Source organism: Polaribacter sp. WD7 (assembly GCF_003335085.1).
In the GTDB taxonomy this organism is placed as follows: Bacteria; Bacteroidota; Bacteroidia; order Flavobacteriales; family Flavobacteriaceae; genus Polaribacter.
In genome coordinates this window covers 1-20,921 of record NZ_QPEJ01000012.1, presented here as the reverse complement: position 1 = coordinate 20,921, position 20,921 = coordinate 1, and the positions used below count along the sequence as shown (strand labels likewise).

At 30.5% G+C, this 20,921-nt stretch carries 23 protein-coding genes; 15 read left to right on the top strand and 8 right to left on the bottom strand.

Translation table 11 applies throughout. The annotated features are described in order from the left end of the window. Entirely contained in the window at nt 1-813 is an 813-nt protein-coding gene (locus DUT90_RS00720; protein ID WP_114424798.1) for a glycogen/starch synthase, read from the bottom strand. A 97-nt stretch (nt 814-910) separates the two neighbouring features. Here DUT90_RS00720 and panC point away from each other — a divergent pair, with 97 nt between their 5' ends. The 4 genes from panC (at nt 911) to radA (ending at nt 4,726) form a co-directional block, all read left to right on the top strand. Beyond that, complete coding sequence (panC, locus tag DUT90_RS00715; protein WP_114424797.1) at nt 911-1,762, top strand: pantoate--beta-alanine ligase; 852 nt, start codon at nt 911-913, stop codon at nt 1,760-1,762. A 24-nt stretch (nt 1,763-1,786) separates the two neighbouring features. Continuing rightward, complete coding sequence (gene panD, locus DUT90_RS00710) at nt 1,787-2,137, top strand: aspartate 1-decarboxylase (protein ID WP_114424796.1); 351 nt, start codon at nt 1,787-1,789, stop codon at nt 2,135-2,137. 2 nt (nt 2,138-2,139) lie between these two features. Continuing rightward, nucleotides 2,140-3,084, top strand: a complete 945-nt coding sequence (locus DUT90_RS00705) for a lysylphosphatidylglycerol synthase transmembrane domain-containing protein (RefSeq protein WP_114424795.1) — start codon at nt 2,140-2,142, stop codon at nt 3,082-3,084. A 280-nt stretch (nt 3,085-3,364) separates the two neighbouring features. Continuing rightward, nucleotides 3,365-4,726, top strand: a complete 1,362-nt coding sequence (radA, locus tag DUT90_RS00700) for a DNA repair protein RadA (RefSeq protein ID WP_114424794.1) — start codon at nt 3,365-3,367, stop codon at nt 4,724-4,726. A gap of 374 nt (nt 4,727-5,100) precedes the next feature. Here the strand turns inward: radA and DUT90_RS00695 are convergent, their stop codons facing one another. Beyond that, nucleotides 5,101-5,847, bottom strand: coding sequence for a uroporphyrinogen-III synthase (locus DUT90_RS00695; protein WP_114424793.1), 747 nt, complete (start codon nt 5,845-5,847; stop codon nt 5,101-5,103). An 18-nt stretch (nt 5,848-5,865) separates the two neighbouring features. Then, nucleotides 5,866-6,507, bottom strand: a complete 642-nt coding sequence (locus DUT90_RS13540) for a DUF4271 domain-containing protein (protein ID WP_114424792.1) — start codon at nt 6,505-6,507, stop codon at nt 5,866-5,868. Nucleotides 6,508-6,590: 83 nt separating this feature from the next. On the opposite strand from DUT90_RS13540, the gene DUT90_RS00685 reads away from it, so the two are divergent. Genes DUT90_RS00685 through DUT90_RS00675 form a run of 3 tightly spaced genes read left to right on the top strand, consistent with a single transcriptional unit; the run spans nt 6,591 to nt 9,120 of the window. Further along, nucleotides 6,591-7,313, top strand: coding sequence for a polyprenol monophosphomannose synthase (locus DUT90_RS00685; RefSeq protein ID WP_114424791.1), 723 nt, complete (start codon nt 6,591-6,593; stop codon nt 7,311-7,313). A gap of 9 nt (nt 7,314-7,322) precedes the next feature. Further along, the gene (locus tag DUT90_RS00680) at nt 7,323-8,660 is read left to right on the top strand and encodes a dihydroorotase (RefSeq protein WP_181858110.1); all 1,338 of its coding nucleotides are present in this window, start codon (nt 7,323-7,325) and stop codon (nt 8,658-8,660) included. Between the two features lies 1 nt (nt 8,661). Next, nucleotides 8,662-9,120 (top strand): DUF4296 domain-containing protein, encoded by a 459-nt coding sequence (locus tag DUT90_RS00675; RefSeq protein WP_114424789.1) that lies wholly within the window; start codon nt 8,662-8,664, stop codon nt 9,118-9,120. On the opposite strand, the gene DUT90_RS00670 is transcribed toward DUT90_RS00675, so the two are convergent. Beyond that, entirely contained in the window at nt 9,117-10,124 is a 1,008-nt protein-coding gene (locus DUT90_RS00670; RefSeq protein WP_114424788.1) for an NAD-dependent epimerase/dehydratase family protein, read from the bottom strand. The genes DUT90_RS00675 and DUT90_RS00670 overlap by 4 nt on opposite strands. 59 nt (nt 10,125-10,183) lie before the next feature. On the opposite strand from DUT90_RS00670, the gene tyrS reads away from it, so the two are divergent. Together tyrS and DUT90_RS00660 are read left to right on the top strand one after the other, a co-directional pair. Beyond that, complete coding sequence (gene tyrS / locus DUT90_RS00665) at nt 10,184-11,482, top strand: tyrosine--tRNA ligase (protein ID WP_181858109.1); 1,299 nt, start codon at nt 10,184-10,186, stop codon at nt 11,480-11,482. A 2-nt stretch (nt 11,483-11,484) separates the two neighbouring features. After that, nucleotides 11,485-12,258: a sterol desaturase family protein gene (locus DUT90_RS00660; protein WP_258848474.1), complete on the top strand. Its 774-nt coding sequence runs from the start codon at nt 11,485-11,487 to the stop codon at nt 12,256-12,258. A 55-nt stretch (nt 12,259-12,313) separates the two neighbouring features. Here DUT90_RS00660 and DUT90_RS00655 read toward each other — a convergent pair whose 3' ends face one another. The 3 genes from DUT90_RS00655 to DUT90_RS00645 are packed head-to-tail and all read right to left on the bottom strand — an operon-like array spanning nt 12,314 to nt 14,262. Beyond that, entirely contained in the window at nt 12,314-12,760 is a 447-nt protein-coding gene (locus tag DUT90_RS00655; RefSeq protein ID WP_114424786.1) for a YHS domain-containing (seleno)protein, read from the bottom strand. Nucleotides 12,761-12,818: 58 nt separating this feature from the next. Beyond that, nucleotides 12,819-13,274, bottom strand: a complete 456-nt coding sequence (mscL, locus tag DUT90_RS00650; RefSeq protein WP_114424785.1) for a large conductance mechanosensitive channel protein MscL — start codon at nt 13,272-13,274, stop codon at nt 12,819-12,821. 13 nt (nt 13,275-13,287) lie between these two features. Next, on the bottom strand, nt 13,288-14,262 hold the full coding sequence (locus DUT90_RS00645; protein WP_114424784.1) for an acyl transferase: 975 nt from the start codon (nt 14,260-14,262) through the stop codon (nt 13,288-13,290). Between the two features lie 61 nt (nt 14,263-14,323). Between DUT90_RS00645 and DUT90_RS00640 the strand changes: the two genes are divergently transcribed. The 5 genes from DUT90_RS00640 to DUT90_RS00620 all read left to right on the top strand — a co-directional run bounded on the left by DUT90_RS00640 (nt 14,324) and on the right by DUT90_RS00620 (nt 17,907). Then, a complete protein-coding gene (locus DUT90_RS00640) occupies nt 14,324-15,112 on the top strand; it encodes a hypothetical protein (RefSeq protein ID WP_114424783.1) in 789 nt (262 codons plus the stop codon). Nucleotides 15,113-15,127: 15 nt separating this feature from the next. Further along, a complete protein-coding gene (locus tag DUT90_RS00635; RefSeq protein ID WP_114424782.1) occupies nt 15,128-15,553 on the top strand; it encodes a hypothetical protein in 426 nt (141 codons plus the stop codon). After that, a complete protein-coding gene (locus DUT90_RS00630) occupies nt 15,549-16,115 on the top strand; it encodes an RNA polymerase sigma factor (protein ID WP_309477127.1) in 567 nt (188 codons plus the stop codon). Before DUT90_RS00635 ends, DUT90_RS00630 begins: the two co-directional genes overlap by 5 nt. Continuing rightward, nucleotides 16,105-17,439, top strand: a complete 1,335-nt coding sequence (locus DUT90_RS00625) for a hypothetical protein (RefSeq protein WP_114424781.1) — start codon at nt 16,105-16,107, stop codon at nt 17,437-17,439. The genes DUT90_RS00630 and DUT90_RS00625 overlap by 11 nt, the downstream gene beginning before the upstream one ends. A 123-nt stretch (nt 17,440-17,562) precedes the next feature. Then, nucleotides 17,563-17,907 (top strand): hypothetical protein, encoded by a 345-nt coding sequence (locus DUT90_RS00620; RefSeq protein WP_114424780.1) that lies wholly within the window; start codon nt 17,563-17,565, stop codon nt 17,905-17,907. Here DUT90_RS00620 and DUT90_RS00615 read toward each other — a convergent pair. Next, a complete protein-coding gene (locus DUT90_RS00615) occupies nt 17,895-18,947 on the bottom strand; it encodes an isoaspartyl peptidase/L-asparaginase family protein (protein ID WP_114424779.1) in 1,053 nt (350 codons plus the stop codon). The genes DUT90_RS00620 and DUT90_RS00615 overlap by 13 nt on opposite strands. 226 nt (nt 18,948-19,173) lie before the next feature. Here DUT90_RS00615 and DUT90_RS00610 point away from each other — a divergent pair, with 226 nt between their 5' ends. Next, nucleotides 19,174-20,715, top strand: a complete 1,542-nt coding sequence (locus tag DUT90_RS00610; RefSeq protein ID WP_114424778.1) for an aldehyde dehydrogenase family protein — start codon at nt 19,174-19,176, stop codon at nt 20,713-20,715. Nucleotides 20,716-20,921 lie beyond the last annotated feature (206 nt).

Here is a 20,921-nt window from a genome sequence, read left to right as displayed (position 1 = left end):
TTAACTTGCTGAAATTATATCAGCATAAAAATTCAAATAACTTTCTTTTAAATTCTCTGATTGAAAATCAAGTACAGGTAATTCTTCTTTTTCATTTAAGTAAGACTGTAAATCATCAGATATGAGCTCACTACCATGAATAATTGCATCAGAATTATCTATAGCACTTTTTAAAATGTTGGTATAGTTTGGTGTTTGTAATACGGCTACTTTATCTTTATCTTTTATGTCAAAATCAACTTTAGTTGACAACTCTTCATTTAAAGATCCTTCAAAATTATGATTGTACAGAGAAGTTACAATTTTGCTATCTGTAAATAAAGGTTCTTCTTTATAAAATTCTTTGATGTATAGAGGTAAAAGACTTGCCATCCAACCATGAACATGAATAATATCTGGTGCCCAGTTTAATTTTTTAACAGTCTCTACAACTCCTTTTGCAAAGAAAATTGCACGCTCATCATTATCAGGAAAAAGAGTATCATCTTCATCTGTAAAAACGGCTTTTCTTTTAAAATATTCTTCGTTATCTATAAAATAAACCTGCATTCTCTCTTTAGGTATAGAAGCAACCTTAATTATTAAAGGCATATCCATATCATTGACCACAAGATTCATTCCAGATAAACGGATAACTTCGTGTAATTGATGTCTTCTCTCATTAATTACACCAAATCTTGGCATAAAAATTCTTGTTTGTACTCCTTTAGAATGTGCATTTTTTGCAGCATTAAAGGCTGTAGATGATAATTCTGTTTCTGGTAAGTAAGGAACTACTTCAGAAGAAACGAATAATATTCTCTTGTCCTTCATTAAATCAAACTCTTTTTATAAAAACGCAAAAGTATGAATTTTTATGCTAATATCGTGTTAAAATGGTAAGTTTGCACACTTTACTGAACAATAGGGTATGAAAATTTTTATCACCAAAACAGAGATAAAATCTTATTTATCTAGTCTCAAAGAACAAAATAAATCTATAGGATTTGTACCAACTATGGGTGCATTGCATCAAGGTCATTTGTCTTTGATAAAAAAAGCACAACAAAAAAATGATTTGGTTGTGGTAAGTGTTTTTGTCAATCCTACTCAGTTTGATAAAAAAGAAGATTTAATCAACTATCCAAAAACCATAGAAAATGACACTAAGTTGTTAAAAAGCGTTTCTTGCGATGTCTTATTTTTACCTTCTGTAGAAGAGATTTATGACAACAATGTAACTTCAGAAAGATTTGACTTTGATGGTCTAGAACATCAAATGGAAGGTGAGTTTAGAGAAGGTCATTTTGATGGAGTTGGCACTATTGTAAAAACTTTATTTGAAATTATTACACCTAACAAGGCTTATTTTGGCGAAAAAGATTTTCAGCAATTGCAAATCATCAAAAAAATGGTAGCTAAACATCGCTTAGATGTAAAAGTTAAAGGTTGTCCTATTTTTAGAGAAGAAGATGGTTTGGCTATGAGCTCTAGAAATACAAGATTAACAGAAGCTCATAGAAATGCTGCACCCTTTATATATGAAACACTCAAAAAAGTACGTAAAAAATTTGGCACAAATAATGCTCTAGAATTGACAGAATGGGTAAAAAATCAATTTAAAAAACAACCATTATTAGATATAGAGTATTTTATGATTGCTGATGAAAAAACATTAAAACCCACAAAATACCAAGAATCTGATAAGAAATACCGTGCTTTTATTGCAGTATTTGCAGGTAATATTAGATTGATAGACAACATCTCATTACATAAAGATTAACTAAAAAAATAGTATTTTTGCCGCATGTTAGTTCAAGTCGTAAAATCTAAAATCCACCGTGTAAAAGTTACAGGTGCAGATTTAAATTACATAGGAAGCATTACCATAGATGAAGATTTAATGGATGCTGCCAACATTATAGAAGGAGAACGTGTTCAAATTGTAAATAACAATAACGGAGAACGTTTAGAAACCTACGCCATTCCTGGTCCACGAGGTAGTGGAGAAATTACCCTAAACGGTGCAGCTGCAAGAAGAGTTGCTGTGGGAGATATTTTAATTTTGATTGTTTACGGTTTTATGGACTTTGAAGAAGCTAAAACATTTAAGCCATCTTTAGTTTTTCCTAACGAAAAAGACAATACACTTACGTAATTTTGAATATTAAAAAAGTTTTAAAAACGATACTACCTCTCATTTTGGGAGGTTTTTTAGTATGGTATTCTATCTCAAAAATTTCTATAGATATTTTAATTGGCTATTTTAAACAAGCCAATTATGGTTGGATTTTTTTAGGTCTTTTCTTTGGTATTCTAAGTCACTTATCAAGAGCCTATAGATGGAAGTTTATATTAGAACCAATAGGTTTTAAACCAAAATTTACCAACAGTGTTTTAGCAGTTTTGGTGGGCTATTTGGTAAATTTAGCGTTACCAAGAGCAGGTGAAGTTTCTAGGGCACTAGTACTTACAAACTATGAAGACGTCCCTTTTGAGAAAGGCTTTGGCACCATTGTAGCAGAACGTATTGCAGATTTGGTAATGATGCTATCTATCGTGGCAATTACGCTTTTTGTACAATTCGATTTTATTTACGAACTCTTAACCAAAAACTTTAATCCTATAAAAATAGGTATAGGTTTAGTAGTTTTAATTGTTGGTTTTTACATTTTTACATCTTTTGTAAAAAGAGCAAAAAAAGGAATATTATTAAAAATAAAAACCTTTATTTCTGGCTTAATAGAAGGCGTTACTAGTATATTTAAAATGAAAAAAAAATGGGCTTTTATTTTTCATACAATTTTTATTTGGGTAATGTATGTAGCCATGTTTTGGGCTACAATACCTGCAATTAACGGTCTAAATGTTCCTTTTGGTGGTATTTTAATTGGTTTTATAGCTGGGGGGTTTGCTATTGCTGCTACCAACGGTGGTATTGGCCTGTACCCTATTGCAGTTGCCGCAGCTTTAGCCTTGTTTAATGTTCCTACAGAGCCCGCAACCGCTTTTGGTTGGATTATGTGGACTGCACAAACCGCTATGATTATTATTTTTGGTGGTTTAGCATTCTTGTTTTTACCGATTTATAATAAAAGTAAATAACTTCGAGTAATTTTTTTAAAAAATTGTATCGAGAAGTTGGGCGTTCCCTAAAGGTCGCGCTTTCATTACTCGCTTTTTTTAGTTTTGTTCTCGATACAAATTTGTTCATTCTTCACAAATTTACTCGAATTGACAACTAAAAAAGAGCTCAAACAAACCATTCAATCGCTAACGCAATTACTTGCCAGCTTTTAGAGCTATTTATTTTTTTATATTATTAAAAAGTATCCTGTATAAACTTTGTAACTTTACTACTTTCAAACTCTGCAACTCAATAAAAATGGCAAAAACCAAAACAACTTTTTTCTGTCAAAACTGTGGCACGCAACACGCAAAATGGGTAGGCCAATGTGGCGCCTGTAAAGAGTGGAACACCATTGTAGAAGAAGTCATTCAAAAAGAAGAAAAACGCGTTTGGAAACAATCTGCAACCGCAAAAAGTATTCATAACAAACCTTTAAAAATTGCAGATATTCAGTTAAATCCTGAAGAGAGAGTTGTTACCAACAATAACGAATTAGACACTGTTTTAGGCGGAGGTTTGGTAAAAGGTTCTGTTACGTTATTGGGTGGTGAACCAGGAATTGGAAAATCGACTTTGTTATTACAAGTTGCTTTAAATATTAGTCAGAAAGTGTTGTATGTATCTGGTGAAGAAAGTCAATCTCAAATAAAAATGAGAGCAGAACGTTTGGATGCAATAAACTCTAATTGTTTAATTTTAACAGAAACCAATACCCAACACATCTTTAAAAATATAGAAGCGACAGCACCAGAAGTTTTGGTAATCGACTCTATACAAACACTTCACACAAACGCTATAGAAGCATCACCAGGAAGCATATCGCAAATTAGAGAAACCAGTGCAGAATTGATAAAATTTGCCAAAGAAACTGCAACTCCGGTTTTGTTAATTGGTCATATTAACAAAGAAGGAAATATTGCAGGCCCTAAAATTTTAGAACACATGGTAGATGTAGTTTTACAATTTGAAGGAGACAGAAACCACACCTATAGAATTTTACGAAGTCAAAAAAATAGATTTGGATCCACATCAGAGTTGGGTATTTACGAAATGTTATCTAACGGTTTACGAGAAATTTCAAATCCATCAGAAATATTAATCTCTAAAAAAGATGCAGATTTAAGTGGTACTGCAATTGCATCTACCTTAGAAGGCATTCGCCCACTAATGATAGAGATACAGGCTTTAGTATCTACTGCCGTTTACGGAACACCACAACGATCTACAACGGGTTACAATCTAAAAAGATTAAATATGTTGTTGGCCGTTTTAGAAAAAAGAGCAGGTTTTAAATTGGGTGCAAAAGATGTGTTTTTAAACATTACTGGCGGTATAAATGTAGATGATCCTGCTATAGATTTGGCCGTAGTTGCAGCTATTTTATCATCTAATCAAGATATTGCTATAAACCCAAATGTATGTTTTGCTGCAGAAGTTGGTTTGGCAGGAGAAATAAGACCGGTTTCTAAAATAGGCCAACGCATTACCGAAGCTGAAAAATTAGGTTACAAAAGTTTTGTGGCTTCTAAGTACAACAAAATTTCATCTAAAAATTACACCATAAAACTGATTTTGGTTGGTAAAATAGAAGAGGCTTTTGCTACTTTATTTGCTTAAACCAATTGTAATTAGCTCACAGATTTATGCTACGATTGGCTGCATGTTTAAAATTAAATTTAACAAATAATAACTATACAAAAAGCATACGAAGACTTTAATAAGCGGGCTAAAATTAATGATTAATTATAGCGGTGGTAACAAAAGTTTTTATATAAAACCCCTATCACATCTCAAACATTATAACTCGTAATCATTACCTACTTTATTAATATCTAAAAGTATATCAGCATCAGTATAAGCGAATGGTTTTTCTTTAAATTCTAAATTAGTTTTTTATATTCAAAAAAATATTGAGGAGGAGGACTTTTTTTAAAACAAAAAACCGAACATTACTGTTCGGTTTTTTGTTTTAAAGTTAAGTAAAATAATTTTTACTTCTTATTTACTTCTTTAATATACTTTTCTAAAGCCATGGTCATAGAAGGTGTTTCTGGAGCAGGCGCTTGTATATCACACTTTAAACCGGCTTCATTAACAGCTTTTACTGTAGAATTACCAAAAGCAGCAATTCTTGTATTGTTTTGTTTAAAATTAGGAAAGTTTTTAAACAACGATTCTATTCCTGAAGGGCTAAAGAAAACCAAAACATCATAGAATACGTTTTCTAAGTCAGATAAATCGCTAACTACAGTTCTATACAAATCTGCTCTTTTCCAATCTACACCTAGGTTATCTAATTCTTGTGGAATTAGAGGTTTTAATTTATCTGATGACGGTAGTAAAAACTTTTCTGTTTTGTGTTTTTTAATTAACTTGGTTAACTCAGGAAATGTTCTATTACCAACATAAATTTTACGTTTTCTATACACAACATATTTTTGTAGATAATACGCTACAGCTTCAGATTGACAAAAATATTTCATGTCATCTGGCACTTTAAAACGCATTTCTTCTGCAATTCTAAAAAAGTGGTCTACAGCATTTCTACTAGTTAATATAATGGCAGAAAAGTTTTTTAACTCAATTTTTTGAGCCCTTACTTCTTTTACCGGAATTCCTTCTACATGAATAAATGATCTAAAATCAATTTTCACTTTTTGTTTATCCGATAAATCAAAATATGGGGATGTTTCTGCTTTTGGCTTTGGTTGCGACACCAATATTGTTTTCACTTTCATACGCTTACGTTATCAATGTTAAAACATCAGTTTAAATAAAATTAATAGCGGTGCTATTTCGAAGGCGCAAAAGTACAAAATAAAATAAAACAACTTACTAAAAATCAGCTTTTTGTTATATATAAAATGCAAAATAAATCTTAAAAAAAAGATTATGATGGTACTATTTATTAAAAACGTGGTTTCTAATTGACTGTACTGCACTATTATAATTCCTACAAATAGCACAAAAGAGGCAAAATACAAGTAACTAAATTTAGATACTAAAAAAAATCTTGTGTTTTTTCTGATTGCAAATAAGGTAGAAAGTAAGTATTCTAACATCCATTTTACAAAAAAATACAAAAGAACTACTCCAAAAATAATTAGAAAAGTAAAAAAATCATCTTCATAATTTTGTGAATAATAAATACTTATTTCATAACAAACAAAAGATAATGTAATTATAGAAAATAAAGATATAATCATTTGAAAACCATTAAACAAGCTTATGTTTTTCTCCAATTCGTCATCAATAAAATTTTTATAAAAAGGAACCATAGCATACCCTTTTAGTTTTTTATGATCTATTATTTTCAACAAAAATATAAGCAACAATAAAAACACTATGATAAGAGTTATCCAGTTATCGTTTGTATAGGTTTTTTCTAGTGCTTGCAATGAAGTTGTTTTGTTTTAAATTAACACAAAATTAGTAATAATTTAGTGTATATTTGTTCTAGTTACTACATGATTATTTATTTATGTCTGACGCTTTAGTCATTATTCCTACCTACAACGAGAAAGAAAACATAGAAGCTATTGTTAGGGCTGTTTTTAATCAAAAAAAAATATTCAATGTTTTAGTGGTAGACGATAATTCTCCTGATGGTACTGCTACAATTGTAGAAAACCTACTATCTGAATTTCCAAACAAACTTTTTATAGAAAAGCGAAAGGGTAAAAATGGTTTAGGTACTGCTTATATTCATGGCTTTAAGTGGGCACTGACAAAAAAATACGAATATATTATAGAAATGGATGCAGATTTTTCTCACAATCCTAAAGACTTGGTACGTTTGTACAATGCTTGCCATAAAGGTGGAGGAGATGTATCTGTAGGTTCTAGATATGTTAATAATCAGGTAAATGTTGTAAACTGGGATATTAAAAGGTTGCTCTTATCTTACTTTGCTTCTAGGTACGTAAGGTTTATAACTAGAATTCCTGTTTTTGATACCACTGCTGGTTTTGTTTGTTGGAAAAGACAAGTACTAGAAACTATAAAATTAGATCAAATAAAATTTATTGGATATGCTTTTCAAATAGAAATGAAATACAAAGCATGGAAACATAAATTTACAATTAAAGAAGTCTCTGTTGTATTTACAGATAGAGATTTAGGAGCCTCTAAAATGAGTGGAAACATTGTTTCTGAAGCACTTTTTGGAGTTATAAAAATGAGATTAAAAGGATTGCCTAAATAAGATATTATAATGAGTGCTTACGTAATAAAAAATGCAACTATTGTTAATGAAAACAACACTTTTACGGGTGATGTTTTTGTTGAAAATGAAATTATAAAAGAAATAGCTACAACTATAGCTATACCCAAGAATGCTGAAGTCATTGATGCAAAAGGCAGCTATTTAATTCCGGGTTTTATAGACGATCAAGTACATTTTAGAGAACCTGGTTTAACACATAAAGCCAATATAGCATCAGAAAGTAGGGCTGCTGCTGCTGGCGGAATTACAACTTTTATAGAGCAACCCAATACAGTACCACAAGCTACCACACAAGAATTATTAGAAGATAAATTTCAAATTGCAGCCAAAGACTCTTATGTAAATTATTCATTTATGTTTGGTGGTACAAATACCAACTTAGAAGAGTTGTTAAAAACCAACCCTAAAAATGTAGCTGGTATAAAACTATTTTTAGGCTCTTCTACAGGAAATATGCTTGTTGATGATGTAGAAGTTTTAGAAAAGATTTTTTCATCTACCAAAATGATCATTTCTGTACATTGTGAAGATGAGGCTACCATCAGAAAAAATACTACTATTTATAAAGAAAAATTTGGTGATGATATTCCTATAAAATACCATCCTATTATTAGAAATGAAGAAGCTTGTTATATTTCTTCTTCAAAAGCCATTGAACTTGCCAAAAAAACTGGTGCTCGTTTGCATATTTTTCATGTATCTACAGAAAAAGAAACACATTTGTTTAGAAATGACATTCCGCTTGAAGAAAAACAAATTACAGCAGAAGTTTGTGTACATCATTTATGGTTTAACGATAAAGATTATGACGAAAAGGGTACGTTTATCAAATGGAATCCTGCAGTAAAAACAGAAAAAGACAGACAAGGATTATGGCAGGCCTTGTTAGATGATAGAATTGATGTTTTAGCTACAGATCATGCGCCTCATACTTTAGAAGAAAAAAACAACGTATACACAAAAGCCCCGAGTGGAGGCCCATTAGTACAACACGCTGTAACGGCTATCTTAGAAAAGGTAAAAGAAGGTGTAATAACAATTGAAAAGGCTGTTGAAAAAATGAGTCATAATCCTGCAAAATTATTTCAGATAGAAAAAAGAGGTTTTATAAAAGAAGGTTATTTTGCTGATTTGGTTTTGATTGACCCTAACAAACCATACACCGTTTCTAAAGAAAATATTTTATACAAATGTGGATGGTCTCCTTTTGAAGGTACCACATTTTCATCTTCAATAACACATACCTTCGTAAACGGAAATTTAATTTACAATAATGGTGTTTTTGATGATGATAAAAAAGGAAAACGATTGACTTTTAATAGGTAAAATGAAAATATTTGTTTCTTGTTGTATTGCTGTATTACTGTTTTCATGCACAAGTAATACCATTTTTGAAAAACCTAAAGACTTGATTCCAAAAGATACTATGCAACTTTTGATACAAGACATGTGGATAGCTTCGTCTGCTTCTTACATTAAAAATGTAAGACAAGAAAAAAATATAAAATACATGGCTTTTGTGTATGACAAATACAAAATTGACAGCATTAGATTTCAAAAAAGCAATCTTTATTATGTTTCTAATGTAGATATGTATTTAGAAATCATTGAAAATGCTAAGCACAGTTTAAGTGAAAAGAAAAAGTTTTACACGAATCTTGAAATGCGATTAGATTCTCTAGAAAGAGACTCTTTAGATAGAATTGAATACGACAAATTTAAATTAGACTCGATTAAAAAAGATTCTTTAAAAAATAAGAAAGATGTTGTTAGCAAAAAGAATTAAGAATAATACTCCTTAAAATTTTTTCCAACTCTTACTATTACATCTTCTATTTTTTCAAATTCAACGTGAAATTGTTTTTTTAGTCTTTCTGAAGAATATTTAGATACTGCATGTGCGCTTTTAGCTGAATATTTACTTATTAATGGTGGTTTTCTGGTAACTAAAGAAATTACCCAAGCTACTCTCCAAAAAATAGCAATTTGCCATGGTTTTATATGTATTGATGGTTTCTTTTTACCAAGTGCCTCAGCAATTAGAAAAAAGATTTCTTTAAATGATTTATTTTCAGAAACCAAAATAAAACGTTCATTAGTAGTTTCAGAATTCATCAGTAAAATCATAGATTTCACAACATCTATTACACCCACAAAACCTGTAATACCCTCTGTAAAATAAGGTAATCCTTTGTGTATTTGAGTAAATAATTTACCCGATGCTGAACCCCAAAAACCGCTACCTATAATTACCCCAGGATTTACAACTACAACCTCTACTCCTTCTTGACTTGCACGCCACATTTCCATTTCGGCACCAAATTTTGTAATAGAATAACCACTATTATCCGCTTCTTTATTCCATTCGCATTCTTCTGTAATAAAACCTCCAGTTGTAGAATCTCCTACAGAAGCAATAGAACCAACAAAACATATTTTTTTTACTTTGGCATCTATAGCAAGATTTGCAATAATTGCACTTCCATGTATATTTACTTTTCGCATTTCTTTGTAATCTTTAGGATTAAAAGAAATAAAAGCAGCACAATGATACACATGAGTAACACCTTTAAAAGCAGGAATCATAGCAGGTACCTCTGTAATATCTGCTTTTAACCACTCTATTTTAGAAAATAAAGTAATATCATCAGTATAAAAAGAAAAAACTTCCTTTACTTTTTCTATCTTTTCTTCAGAACGATAAATAGCACGTATTTTTTTATCATTCATCGCCAAATGATACAGTAAATGCGAACCCACTAAACCTGTTGCCCCAGTAACTAAAATCATCTTACGAATTTAGCATATTTTGAGTGATAAACTTATATTTGCCATCTGATAAATTTACAATGATGAAAAACTTTATTGAAGAGTTACAATGGAGAGGAATGTTGCATGATGCTATGCCAACTACAGAAGAACACTTATTAGAAAGTATGCGAAGTGCGTATGTGGGTTTTGATCCAACTTCAGATTCTTTACATATTGGAAACCTTGTACCTATTATGCTATTAGCACATTTTCAAAGATGCGGACACAAACCTATTGCATTGGTTGGTGGTGCTACTGGTATGATTGGAGATCCTTCAGGAAAATCTGCAGAACGTAATTTGTTAGACGAAAAAACATTACGCCATAACCAAGAAGCTATTAAAACACAACTAGGTCATTTTTTAGACTTTACTTCTGATGCAGAAAATGCTGCTGTTTTGGTAAATAATTACGACTGGATGAAGGAGTTTTCATTCTTAGAATTTATTAGAGACGTTGGTAAACACATTACCGTAAATTATATGATGGCAAAAGATTCTGTTAAAAACAGAATAGGTTCAGAATCTAAAGAAGGAATGTCTTTTACAGAATTTACCTATCAATTGGTGCAAGGGTATGATTTCTTACACTTGTATCAAAATAATAATGCTACGTTACAAATGGGAGGTTCTGACCAATGGGGAAATATTACTACCGGAACAGAATTGATAAGAAGAATTGGTGGTGGAAAAGGGTATGCAATTACATGTCCGTTAATCACAAAATCTGACGGTTCAAAATTTGGAAAATCTGAAGGCGGAAACGTTTGGTTAGATGCAAAAAGAACATCTCCTTACAAATTTTATCAATATTGGTTAAATGCTTCTGATGAAGATGCAGAAAAATATATTAAAATTTTTACTTTTTTAGAAAAAGGTGAAATAGATACCTTAATTCTAGAACATAAAGAAACACCTCATTTACGTTTGTTACAGAAAAAAATAGGAGAAGAAGTTACTTTATTAGTACATGGTGCTGCTGCTTACGAAAATGCAATTAAAGCATCTAATATTCTTTTTGGAAAATCTACAGCATCTGACTTAAAATCTCTAGATGAGCAAACATTTTTAGATGTATTTGATGGTGTACCACTAGCCACAATTTCTACAGCTGATATAGAAGGTGGTTTAGATATGATTGGTGCTTTGTCTGCTAAAACTGACTTTTTAAAATCTAATGGAGAAGCAAGAAGAGCCTTAAAAGAAAATGCAATTTCTGTAAATAAAGAAAAAGTAAAAGAAGATTTTATCATTTCTAAAGCAGATTTAATTGCTAATAAATATGTATTGTTACAAAGAGGTAAAAAGAATTACTTTTTATTACACGTACTAGATTAAATATGATACCACCAATAGAGGAACTTGATTTTAGCAATATTTTTGCGCTTCTTTTTACTATTTTTCTATTGGCAATATTTGTTTTTTTGCGTTACCTGATTTTTTCTGGAGCCTATCATTTTTTCTTTTTTAAATTATTTAAAAAGACATTTGAAAGCCGTTTTTTAAAAAGGAAAAAACATAAAAAAAAGCAACGAATTAAAGAAATCTATTGGTCTGCTTTAAGCGGGTTAATTTTTGGAGTTTTTATTATTTTTTGCTACTATCTCTGGAAAATTGATGTTACTTTAATTTATAAAGATGTCTCTACATACCCTATTTGGTACATTCCTGTAAGTGTATTTCTTTTTTTATTTTTACAAGACACTTATTATTATTGGGCTCATAGATGGATGCACAATCCTAAAGTATACAAATATTTTCATTTAATACATCATAAAAGTATACATACTTCTGTTTGGACATCGTTTTCTTTTCATCCACTAGAAACTATTTTACAAGCACTTTTTTTGCCAATTGTCTGTTGTATTTTACCTATGCATTTTTATGCTATAATTGCGGTACTTAGTATTATGACTTTTTCTGCAACTATTAATCATGCAGGTGTAGAAATATATCCTTCAGGAAAATTTGGAAAGTGGTTTCAAAGTATTTTTATTGGTGCTACTCACCATGATTGTCATCACACAAAGTTTAATTACAATTATGGCTTATACTTTACATTTTGGGATAGGGTAATGGATACTGAGTACAATTCTCTGCCAAAAAAAAGCTGAAAAAATCAGCTTTTCCTCAATAAAATAATCCTATAACCTCCCCCAAGGTTATCAATTATTTATTGATGCCTGTTATTTTTTTCCAGTTTTTATCTGCCTTTTGTTTTAAATCTTCTGCACCTTCTTTTTGCCACAATTCTAATGTATTAGTACCCCAAGCATTGTAAAATAGATACAATTTACCGTCTCTAATTTCAAAAGTTTTCGGGTTGATGGATACCTTTTCTCCCTTTACTCCAATAGCATAAGCACAATACCCTCCATAAGCAGGTATGTATTTTTTAGGAGATTTTACAAAGGTTTTTAAATTTTCTTTAGAGACAAACTTAAATTGTACACCATCATAAGTAGTACTAAATTTTTTATTACCCTTTGCTGCTATATTATTAAAGTAAGCAACAACATCATAACCCTCTGCAACGTAGCCTCCTTTTAAATTGTAGTCTTGCGCAAAAAAAGAAATTGAGAAGAAAAATAGTATTGCTGTAAAATAGTTTTTCATTAATTAGAATTTTAGAGTGTAGACGATAAATTTAAGCATACATTACATTTATTTTGTGCTATTTATTATCTTTAATCAATAATTTTTGTAGAAAAGCATTCTGTTGCTCTAACAACTCATTCGTTTTATTCATCAATTCTATATTTTTAGGTGTGACCACTTTTGCGTCTTTAGGATCTTCTGCTTTTTTCTTAAGCGAATTCATCAACTTTACCACTACAAAAACAGTAAATGCAATTACTAAAAAATCTACACCTGCTTCTATAAGTTTACCATACCCAATAGCAATTTCTTCTATTTTAGAAGCTCCTTCTAAATTGACAGCTTCTCGTAAAATAATTTTTTTATTTTCCCAATTGGCTCCTTCTGTCATATAAGAAAGTGGAGGCATTAATACCTCTTTTACCAAAACATTTACAACTTTGTTAAAAGCTGTACCAATAATTACACCAATGGCAATATCTATCATATTGCCTTTTACCGCAAACTCTTTAAATTCTTTTATTAATTTCATTCTCAAAAAATTTTTATAAAACCATTAAATTGCAACCACGAATATCAGAATCGTCAAAACGTCCAATAATTTCAAAAGTTCCATTGTTATGCACTTTTCCTAAATCTTGCGTAGCAATAAAAGAGCAAGAGTTATAATTAGCCAAATCAATCATGTTAATTCCGCCTGTTTTACCAGTCTTTTGTATAGTTAACGCATCTTCTGTATCTCTGGTTAAAATTTTCATCCAAGAAGGTGTTTCAAAAATTCCGTTTCCTTTAGAATATGCTTGACTTAACAACTCTGTCATTCCGTATTCTGAATGAATTTGAGCAACCCCAAAACCTTCTTGCAAAATTTGATGCAATTCTTCTCTAACCAATTCTTTTCTTCTTCCTTTCATACCACCCGTTTCCATGATTATGGTGTTTTTCAGATTAAATTTCTGTATTTCAACCAAATCTAACAAGGCAAAAGAAACTCCAATAAGCAACACTTTTTGACCTTTTTTATCTAATTCTATGAGTTTTTTAGTCAATTCTTGCAAATTATTGAGAAAAAATCCACTTTCTTGATTATTGGTTTTTGCAATCAAATCATTTACCATAAATATTAAAGAAGATCCTTTTCTTTCCAAATAATTAGGCAATAACGCCAACACTACATAATCTTCTATACTCCCATAAAAATGAGCAAACCCTTGTAAATAACTTTCTTTATAAAGTTGAATATCTGTAACAAAATGTTTACTGGTAATACTTCTTGTGGTTCCTGAACTTGTAAAGACTTCTTCTACAGGCTCTAGAGAAGAAAGAACTTGTCTACTTTTAAAAAATTGAATAGGTAAAAACGGAATTTCATCTATAGTTTTAACATCAGAAGGATGAATGTAAAGTAAATCACAAAAAGAGCGGTATACCTTGTTATTTTGAAACTGATGTTTAAAAATAGACAAGGTAACTTCTGTAAATTCTTTCTCAGATTTAATATTAAAAATATGTTCTTTCATATACACTACAAAAATACCAATATTAGACGCAACCTTTTTACAAATTTTTCATCTTGTAAATATGACAGTAAAATCATATACTTTTTTGTTAGAATTTAGAGATAAGAAGCCCATTTTAACTTTAAGAAAAAAGTCTTGGATAAAGTCTTTGTACACTAAATTTAAAAGATTTTTTGTATTCTTTTTTTGCGCTATTTCATTGCTTTCTTGCGAAAACAGTGATATTGAAATAAATTCTGATAATTTATTATTAGGTGTTTGGGTAGCTCCAGAATACAATCAAGAAACCACAACTTTTAAAAGAGGTAAATCTTTACCTAAAGATGGTTATGCTATTTCATTCTTTGAAAGTGGAAACTTTATAGAAAGAACCTCTGGTTTTTGTGGCACACCTCCTCTAATTTTTTATAATGAAGAAGGTACTTTTCGTTTAGAAAAAAATATAGTTTCTGTTAGTAAAACTAACCAAAATATAAATTTTGCTTGGAAAGTTATTTCTGTTTCTGAAACAGAATTGGTTGTAAAGAGAGAACTTACAGCCCAAGAAATTGACCATAGAATTTTGATAGACTTGTTTGATGAAATTTCAGCATTAGCCTACAGCCAAAAATGTGATGATGTCAGTAATTGGCAACTTGTTGCATATGGAGCTAAAGCTTGTGGTGGCCCTCAAGGCTATTTGCCCTATTCTAATAAAATTGATACAGCTGCTTTTCTAGAAAAAATAGAAGTTTATACTGAAACAGAAATTGAGTATAATGTAAAGTGGGAAATCGTATCTGATTGTGCAGTAATAAGTCCGCCAAAAGGTATGGTATGTCAAAACAGATTTCCTATCATAAAATATTAATACAAGAGATTATATATGAAAAAAATATTTTTTTTACTTATTGGTGTAATACTGTTTAGTGCTTGTTTAGACACTAATGATAATACACCAAATTTAACACTTCAGTTTTTACCAATTGATGAATTTGAAGTACCTGATAGCTTTACACCCAATCAATTAGACACCATCAAAATAAAATATACATTACCTAACGGGTGTTATTCTTTTGAGCGCCTCTTTTACCAAACTATAGATAGTATTACAGACAGAAGCGTTAGAGATATTGCCGCTATTGCTGTTGTAGAGTTAGACAGACCTTGTACAGAAGCTTTGGTTCAAGAAGATTTTGAATTTGCCATAAGAATAGCAGAAGAAGACGAAGATTACACATTACGATTTTTTAAAGGAGTAGACGATAATGGAGAAAATATTTTTGAGGAAGTTGTAGTTCCTGTAAATTAGAACCATCAAACTAGAACAACTCATAAAAGATTGCTGCAAAAAACAATTAGCAGCCCAATCGAAAGTTTATCAGCTTTTTTCTGACAAACTTTTTGCGGTTTGTTTAAAGTATGCTCGTAATTACCAAGATGCGGAAGACATTCTTCAAGATAGTTTTCTTATTATTTTTGATAAAATACAGACATACAAGTACAAGGGTTCTTTTGAAGGTTGGTTAAAAAGGATTACCATAAATACTGCTTTACAAAAATATAGAATAGACAAAAGATTATCAATTGTAGAAGATGTACCAGAAATAAAGGATGAAGAAGATGTAGAGATTAAAAATAATAGTATAGAGGTAACTGTTTTATTAAGTTTTGTACAAGAATTACCAGATAGATATCGTCTTGTTTTTAATTTATATGTTTTAGATAAGTATTCTCATAAAGAAATAGCAACGTTATTACATATCTCTGAAGGCACTTCTAAATCTAATCTTTCTAGAGCAAGGTTAATTTTAAAGAATAAAATTCAAGATTACCAAGACAAACAAAACACCATAATAGTAAATGGAAAATAAAAATATAGATAAACTGTTTCAAGAAAAACTCATGAATTTGGAGACTGTTCCAAACCAAAGAGTATGGAACAATATACAGGCTAAGTTACCTCAAAAAAAGAGAAGAATAGTTCCTTTTTGGTGGTATACAGGAGGTGTTGCTGCACTATTTTTATTGGCATTTTTCTTATTTCCTATACATAATACCTCAACTATTTTAGAACAAAAAAACACTAAAATCATAGTTACAGATGCACCTAAAGAGTTAAATACAAATACTACACTTCATAAAGAAGTGCTTGACCGTTTAAGTAGTGAGAAAGAGGAATTAAAAGAAAAAAAAGTAGTTGCAAAAAAAGTATTACCTAGAAAAAAACATATAAACACAACTACCAAAAACATAGAGAAAAAGAAATTAGTTAGCACAAAAAACGCTATGGAAAAGGTTTTTTTAGCAGATAATCAAAGTAATACCAATGTTAAAGAAATTTCCGAAAGTAAAAAAGAGAAAGTAAAAAATTCAATTAAAAGTAATGCAGAGATCATCATTACCAAACCTAAAGAAAAAAAATCAAATAGTATAGATTTTACAAAAGCAATCGAAAAAAACGATAGTATTTTTACAGAGACATCAAAAAATAAAAAATGGTCTATAGCTCCCGTTTTTGCTGTTTTAAGTTCTAATTCTTTCTCAAAAAAACTACCAGTAAATCAAAATTTATCAAATTCTATACAAGGAGAAAATTCGTTTTCTTATGGAGTACAAATAGGGTATCAAATCAATTCTAAATGGACTATTAGATCAGGAGTTCACATTCAAGAAACTAGATTTACAAATAATAACCTTCCTTTAATTAGTATTGCTTCAAACAGTTTCTTTTCTTCCATAGTTTTTGATAATAACAATTTTAGCACCCAACAGTCCACTAACGGTTCTACTGATTCAGAATTAGGAAATACACCATTTGCAAACAGTACAGCCTTAACAGGAGATTTATCTCAAAACTATGGCTATATAGAAGTTCCTGTAGAGGTAAAATATAATTTTTACAGTACAAAAAAGTTTAACTCTGAAGTTGTTGGTGGTTTTAGCTCGTTATTTTTAAATACTAATGAAGTAAATATAAACACCGCATTTCAATCTAGTTCTGGTGAGCTTAACAATCTTAATGCCATCAATTTTAGTGGTAATTTTGGTTTTGATTTTAATTACTTATTTAGTAAAAATTGGTCTTTGAATTTAAATCCAATGTTTAAGGCACAGCTAAACACATTTAACGAAAACTCAAATAGTCTTTCTCCCTTTAATATTGGCGTTTATACAGGGCTTAAATACCAATTTTAAGGTTTCGTTTATCTTAAAATGGATGCTACTTACCTTTATAATTAATAGTTTAATCTAAAAAAGAAATTCTTTCTTCTAATTCTCTCTTACTTTTAAATTAAAATTGATTTTAATTTAAAAGATATGACACTTTTAGCGAATACCTATAGAACTTTAAGCGGAACAAAAGAAATTATAGAAATACCAAATAAGAAGAGCACACAATGGGTCATTTACCAAGATGGAAAACCAAAATTTTATACAGATTTTTATGATTTAGATATTGAATCTAATGCTATGATGAATAGTTTGGTATTGTGTTCTAAAAGAGATATTAGAGATGTTTTAGAACTACTTAACAAACGAAATAATATCAATTTATCTATTCCTATAATAACACGTTTAGGTTATAAGAAAAAGATAAAATCTATAAAAAAAGAGATTAATTTAGAACCTTTACCAGAAAAGTGGTTGGCTTATTCTTTGTAAATTTTAACTACCAACTTGCCTTTATCATCCATAGAAGCTCTGTACATACCTGCAGTATTAAACTCAAAAGACATATTACCATTTTTATCTAAAGCTACAACACCTCCTGTACCACCAAGTTTGGTTAATTTCTTTTGAATAACGTCTTGTGTTGCTTCTTTTAATGTTTTTTGTTGATATTCTATTTGAGCAGAAATATCATAAGCAACCTGACTTCTAATAAAATACTCACCCCATCCTGTAGACGAGACACCACATGTATTATTGTTTGCATACGTTCCAGAACCAATTATTGGAGCATCTCCAATTCTTCCCCAACGTTTATTTGTCATTCCTCCAGTAGAAGTTCCTGCTGCTATATTTCCATTTTTATCCAAAGCAACGCAACCTACTGTACCAAATTTTGCATTCTTAATATCTGCATCGTAAAAAGCAGCTTTTTTATCATCATGGTCTAATTCTGTTTTTGCTCTTTCTTTAATTCTTTGTAACGATTTAAAACGTTTTTCTGTATAAAAATAACTAGGATCCACAATTTCTAATCCCTTTTCTTTTGCAAATACAGAAGCACCTTTACCAGAAAGCATTACATGATCAGAATCTGTCATTACCTTTAATGCTAATTCTATAGGACTCTTTACATTAGTTACTCCTGCAACGGCACCTGCGTTTAAAGTTTTTCCGTCCATAAAAGAAGCATCTAATTCGTTGGTTTCTTCATGGGTAAAAACAGCTCCTTTTCCTGCATTAAATAATGGTGATTCTTCCATTACCTGAATCGTTTTTACGACAGCTTCTGTACTTGTTCCTCCTTGTCTCAAAATTTCATACCCAACTTTTATAGCTTCTGTTAGTTTAGCTGTATAAACAGCTTCTTTTTCAGGAGTCATATTTTTCTTCAAAATGGTTCCTGCTCCTCCATGAATTATAATTGCATAATCATTTACTTTTTTTAATTCTTCTTTTACTGGCACTACTTTTTGGTCTTGACAACCAAAAGCAATCCATAAAACTGAAAGTGCAAAGACAAATTTTTTCATTTTATAAAATTTATGATTTGAAACAAAAAATCTAATTTCTGTTCTAATGATGAGTGTTTGATAATATTTGTAAATTCGTTCCTATAAAAATAAAGATTTTTACCTACTAAAAAGTGAAAAGAAAATTTTTATTTGAAAACATTTTTCTAGAGTAAAGAAAATTGACTGGAGAATCTTCAGGTTTTTCTGAAATTTAGTATCAAGTTCAACATTAAAAAACTGCAAAATGACAGCATTTGGAATACAAGAGGCCTTAAAAGATTTAGGAATAAAAGAAGTAAATAAAGGTACATCTAGTGGAAGTTTATTTTTTTCTGACAAAGAGGTTATAGAGAGTTTTTCTCCTGTAGATGGTAAATTAATCGCAAAAATAACTACCACTTCTAAAGAAAGTTACGAAAAAGTATTGCATTCTGCTTCAGACGCTTTTGCAACATGGAGTAACAAACCTGCGCCTTTACGTGGTGAAATTGTACGTCAATTTGGTGAAAAATTGCGTCAAAAAAAAGAGGCTTTAGGTAAGTTAGTTTCTTACGAAATGGGTAAAAGCTACCAAGAAGGTTTAGGAGAGGTACAAGAAATGATAGATATCTGTGATTTTGCTGTGGGTTTATCTCGTCAATTGCACGGTTTAACCATGCATTCAGAACGTCCAGGTCATAGAATGTACGAGCAATACCATCCTTTAGGAATTGTAGGTATTATTTCTGCGTTTAATTTTCCTGTTGCTGTTTGGGCTTGGAATACAGCATTGGCATGGATTTCTGGAGATGTTTGTGTTTGGAAACCAAGTGAAAAAACACCTTTATGTGGCATTGCATGCCAAAATATTATTGCAGAAGTACTCGAAGAAAATGAACTACCTGAAGGAATTTCTTGCTTGATTAATGGCAATTATACTGTAGGTGAATTCTTAACAAAAGATACTAGAATTCCTTTAATTTCTGCAACAGGATCTACTAGAATGGGAAAAATTGTTGCTAAAGAAGTTGCGGGTCGTTTAGGAAAAACATTATTAGAACTAGGAGGTAATAATGCAATTGTTGTAACACCAGATGCAGATATTAAAATGACGGTTATAGGTGCTGTTTTTGGCGCTGTTGGTACAGCTGGTCAAAGATGTACTTCTACAAGAAGGTTAATTATTCATGAATCTATTTACGATAAGGTAAAAGAGGCGCTTACAAATGCTTATGCTCAATTGCGTATAGGAAACCCTTTAAACGAAAACAATCATGTTGGTCCTTTAATTGATACAAATGCTGTTAAAATGTATAACCAAGCTTTAGATAAAGTAACTACTGAAGGTGGAAAGATTATTGTTGAAGGTGGAGTTTTACAAGGCGATGGTTATGAATCTGGTTGCTATGTAAAACCTGCCATAGCAGAAGCTAAAAACGATTTTAGCATTGTGCAACAAGAAACGTTTGCACCCATTTTATATCTTATAAAATATGATGGAGATGTCACTAATGCCATAGCAATTCAAAATAATGTGGCTCAAGGTTTGTCTTCTGCAATTATGACTAATAATTTAAGAGAAGCAGAACTATTTTTATCTCATGCGGGTTCTGATTGTGGAATAGCCAATGTAAATATAGGTACTTCTGGGGCAGAAATTGGTGGTGCTTTTGGTGGTGAAAAAGATACTGGTGGTGGACGAGAATCTGGTTCTGATGCATGGAAAGTATATATGCGCAGGCAAACCAATACCATAAATTATACGACAAAATTACCTTTGGCGCAAGGAATAAAGTTTGACTTGTAAAAAAGTATTACTACTGTAAAATTTACGTTATGATACTTTTACATTCATAACGTTGTAGAATTTTAAATAATTTATGTTATAAATTATTGAATATCCGTAATTACTTATAATTAAATAAAAAATGTTATCTTAGATAAAAATAAGAGTAATGAATATATTTAGTTTTACAGCAAATTTTGGAGACGAACAGTCTTGTGTAGCTCATT

Bases quoted from the DNA above. Each gene is read 5' to 3' on its own strand.
- radA (WP_114424794.1), top strand. From the start codon at position 3,365: ATGGCAAAAACCAAAACAACTTTTTTCTGTCAAAACTGTGGCACGCAA.
- DUT90_RS00640 (WP_114424783.1), top strand. From the start codon at position 14,324: ATGACAGTAAAATCATATACTTTTTTGTTAGAATTTAGAGATAAGAAG.
- DUT90_RS00655 (WP_114424786.1), bottom strand. From the start codon at position 12,760: ATGAAAAACTATTTTACAGCAATACTATTTTTCTTCTCAATTTCTTTT.
- DUT90_RS00660 (WP_258848474.1), top strand. From the start codon at position 11,485: ATGATACCACCAATAGAGGAACTTGATTTTAGCAATATTTTTGCGCTT.
- panD (WP_114424796.1), top strand. From the start codon at position 1,787: ATGTTAGTTCAAGTCGTAAAATCTAAAATCCACCGTGTAAAAGTTACA.
- panC (WP_114424797.1), top strand. From the start codon at position 911: ATGAAAATTTTTATCACCAAAACAGAGATAAAATCTTATTTATCTAGT.
- DUT90_RS00670 (WP_114424788.1), bottom strand. From the start codon at position 10,124: ATGATTTTAGTTACTGGGGCAACAGGTTTAGTGGGTTCGCATTTACTG.
- tyrS (WP_181858109.1), top strand. From the start codon at position 10,184: ATGATGAAAAACTTTATTGAAGAGTTACAATGGAGAGGAATGTTGCAT.
- DUT90_RS00615 (WP_114424779.1), bottom strand. From the start codon at position 18,947: ATGAAAAAATTTGTCTTTGCACTTTCAGTTTTATGGATTGCTTTTGGT.
- DUT90_RS00610 (WP_114424778.1), top strand. From the start codon at position 19,174: ATGACAGCATTTGGAATACAAGAGGCCTTAAAAGATTTAGGAATAAAA.
- DUT90_RS00645 (WP_114424784.1), bottom strand. From the start codon at position 14,262: ATGAAAGAACATATTTTTAATATTAAATCTGAGAAAGAATTTACAGAA.
- DUT90_RS00695 (WP_114424793.1), bottom strand. From the start codon at position 5,847: ATGAAAGTGAAAACAATATTGGTGTCGCAACCAAAGCCAAAAGCAGAA.
- DUT90_RS00635 (WP_114424782.1), top strand. From the start codon at position 15,128: ATGAAAAAAATATTTTTTTTACTTATTGGTGTAATACTGTTTAGTGCT.
- DUT90_RS00625 (WP_114424781.1), top strand. From the start codon at position 16,105: ATGGAAAATAAAAATATAGATAAACTGTTTCAAGAAAAACTCATGAAT.
- mscL (WP_114424785.1), bottom strand. From the start codon at position 13,274: ATGAAATTAATAAAAGAATTTAAAGAGTTTGCGGTAAAAGGCAATATG.
- DUT90_RS00620 (WP_114424780.1), top strand. From the start codon at position 17,563: ATGACACTTTTAGCGAATACCTATAGAACTTTAAGCGGAACAAAAGAA.
- DUT90_RS00720 (WP_114424798.1), bottom strand. From the start codon at position 813: ATGAAGGACAAGAGAATATTATTCGTTTCTTCTGAAGTAGTTCCTTAC.
- DUT90_RS00685 (WP_114424791.1), top strand. From the start codon at position 6,591: ATGTCTGACGCTTTAGTCATTATTCCTACCTACAACGAGAAAGAAAAC.
- DUT90_RS00680 (WP_181858110.1), top strand. From the start codon at position 7,323: ATGAGTGCTTACGTAATAAAAAATGCAACTATTGTTAATGAAAACAAC.
- DUT90_RS00675 (WP_114424789.1), top strand. From the start codon at position 8,662: ATGAAAATATTTGTTTCTTGTTGTATTGCTGTATTACTGTTTTCATGC.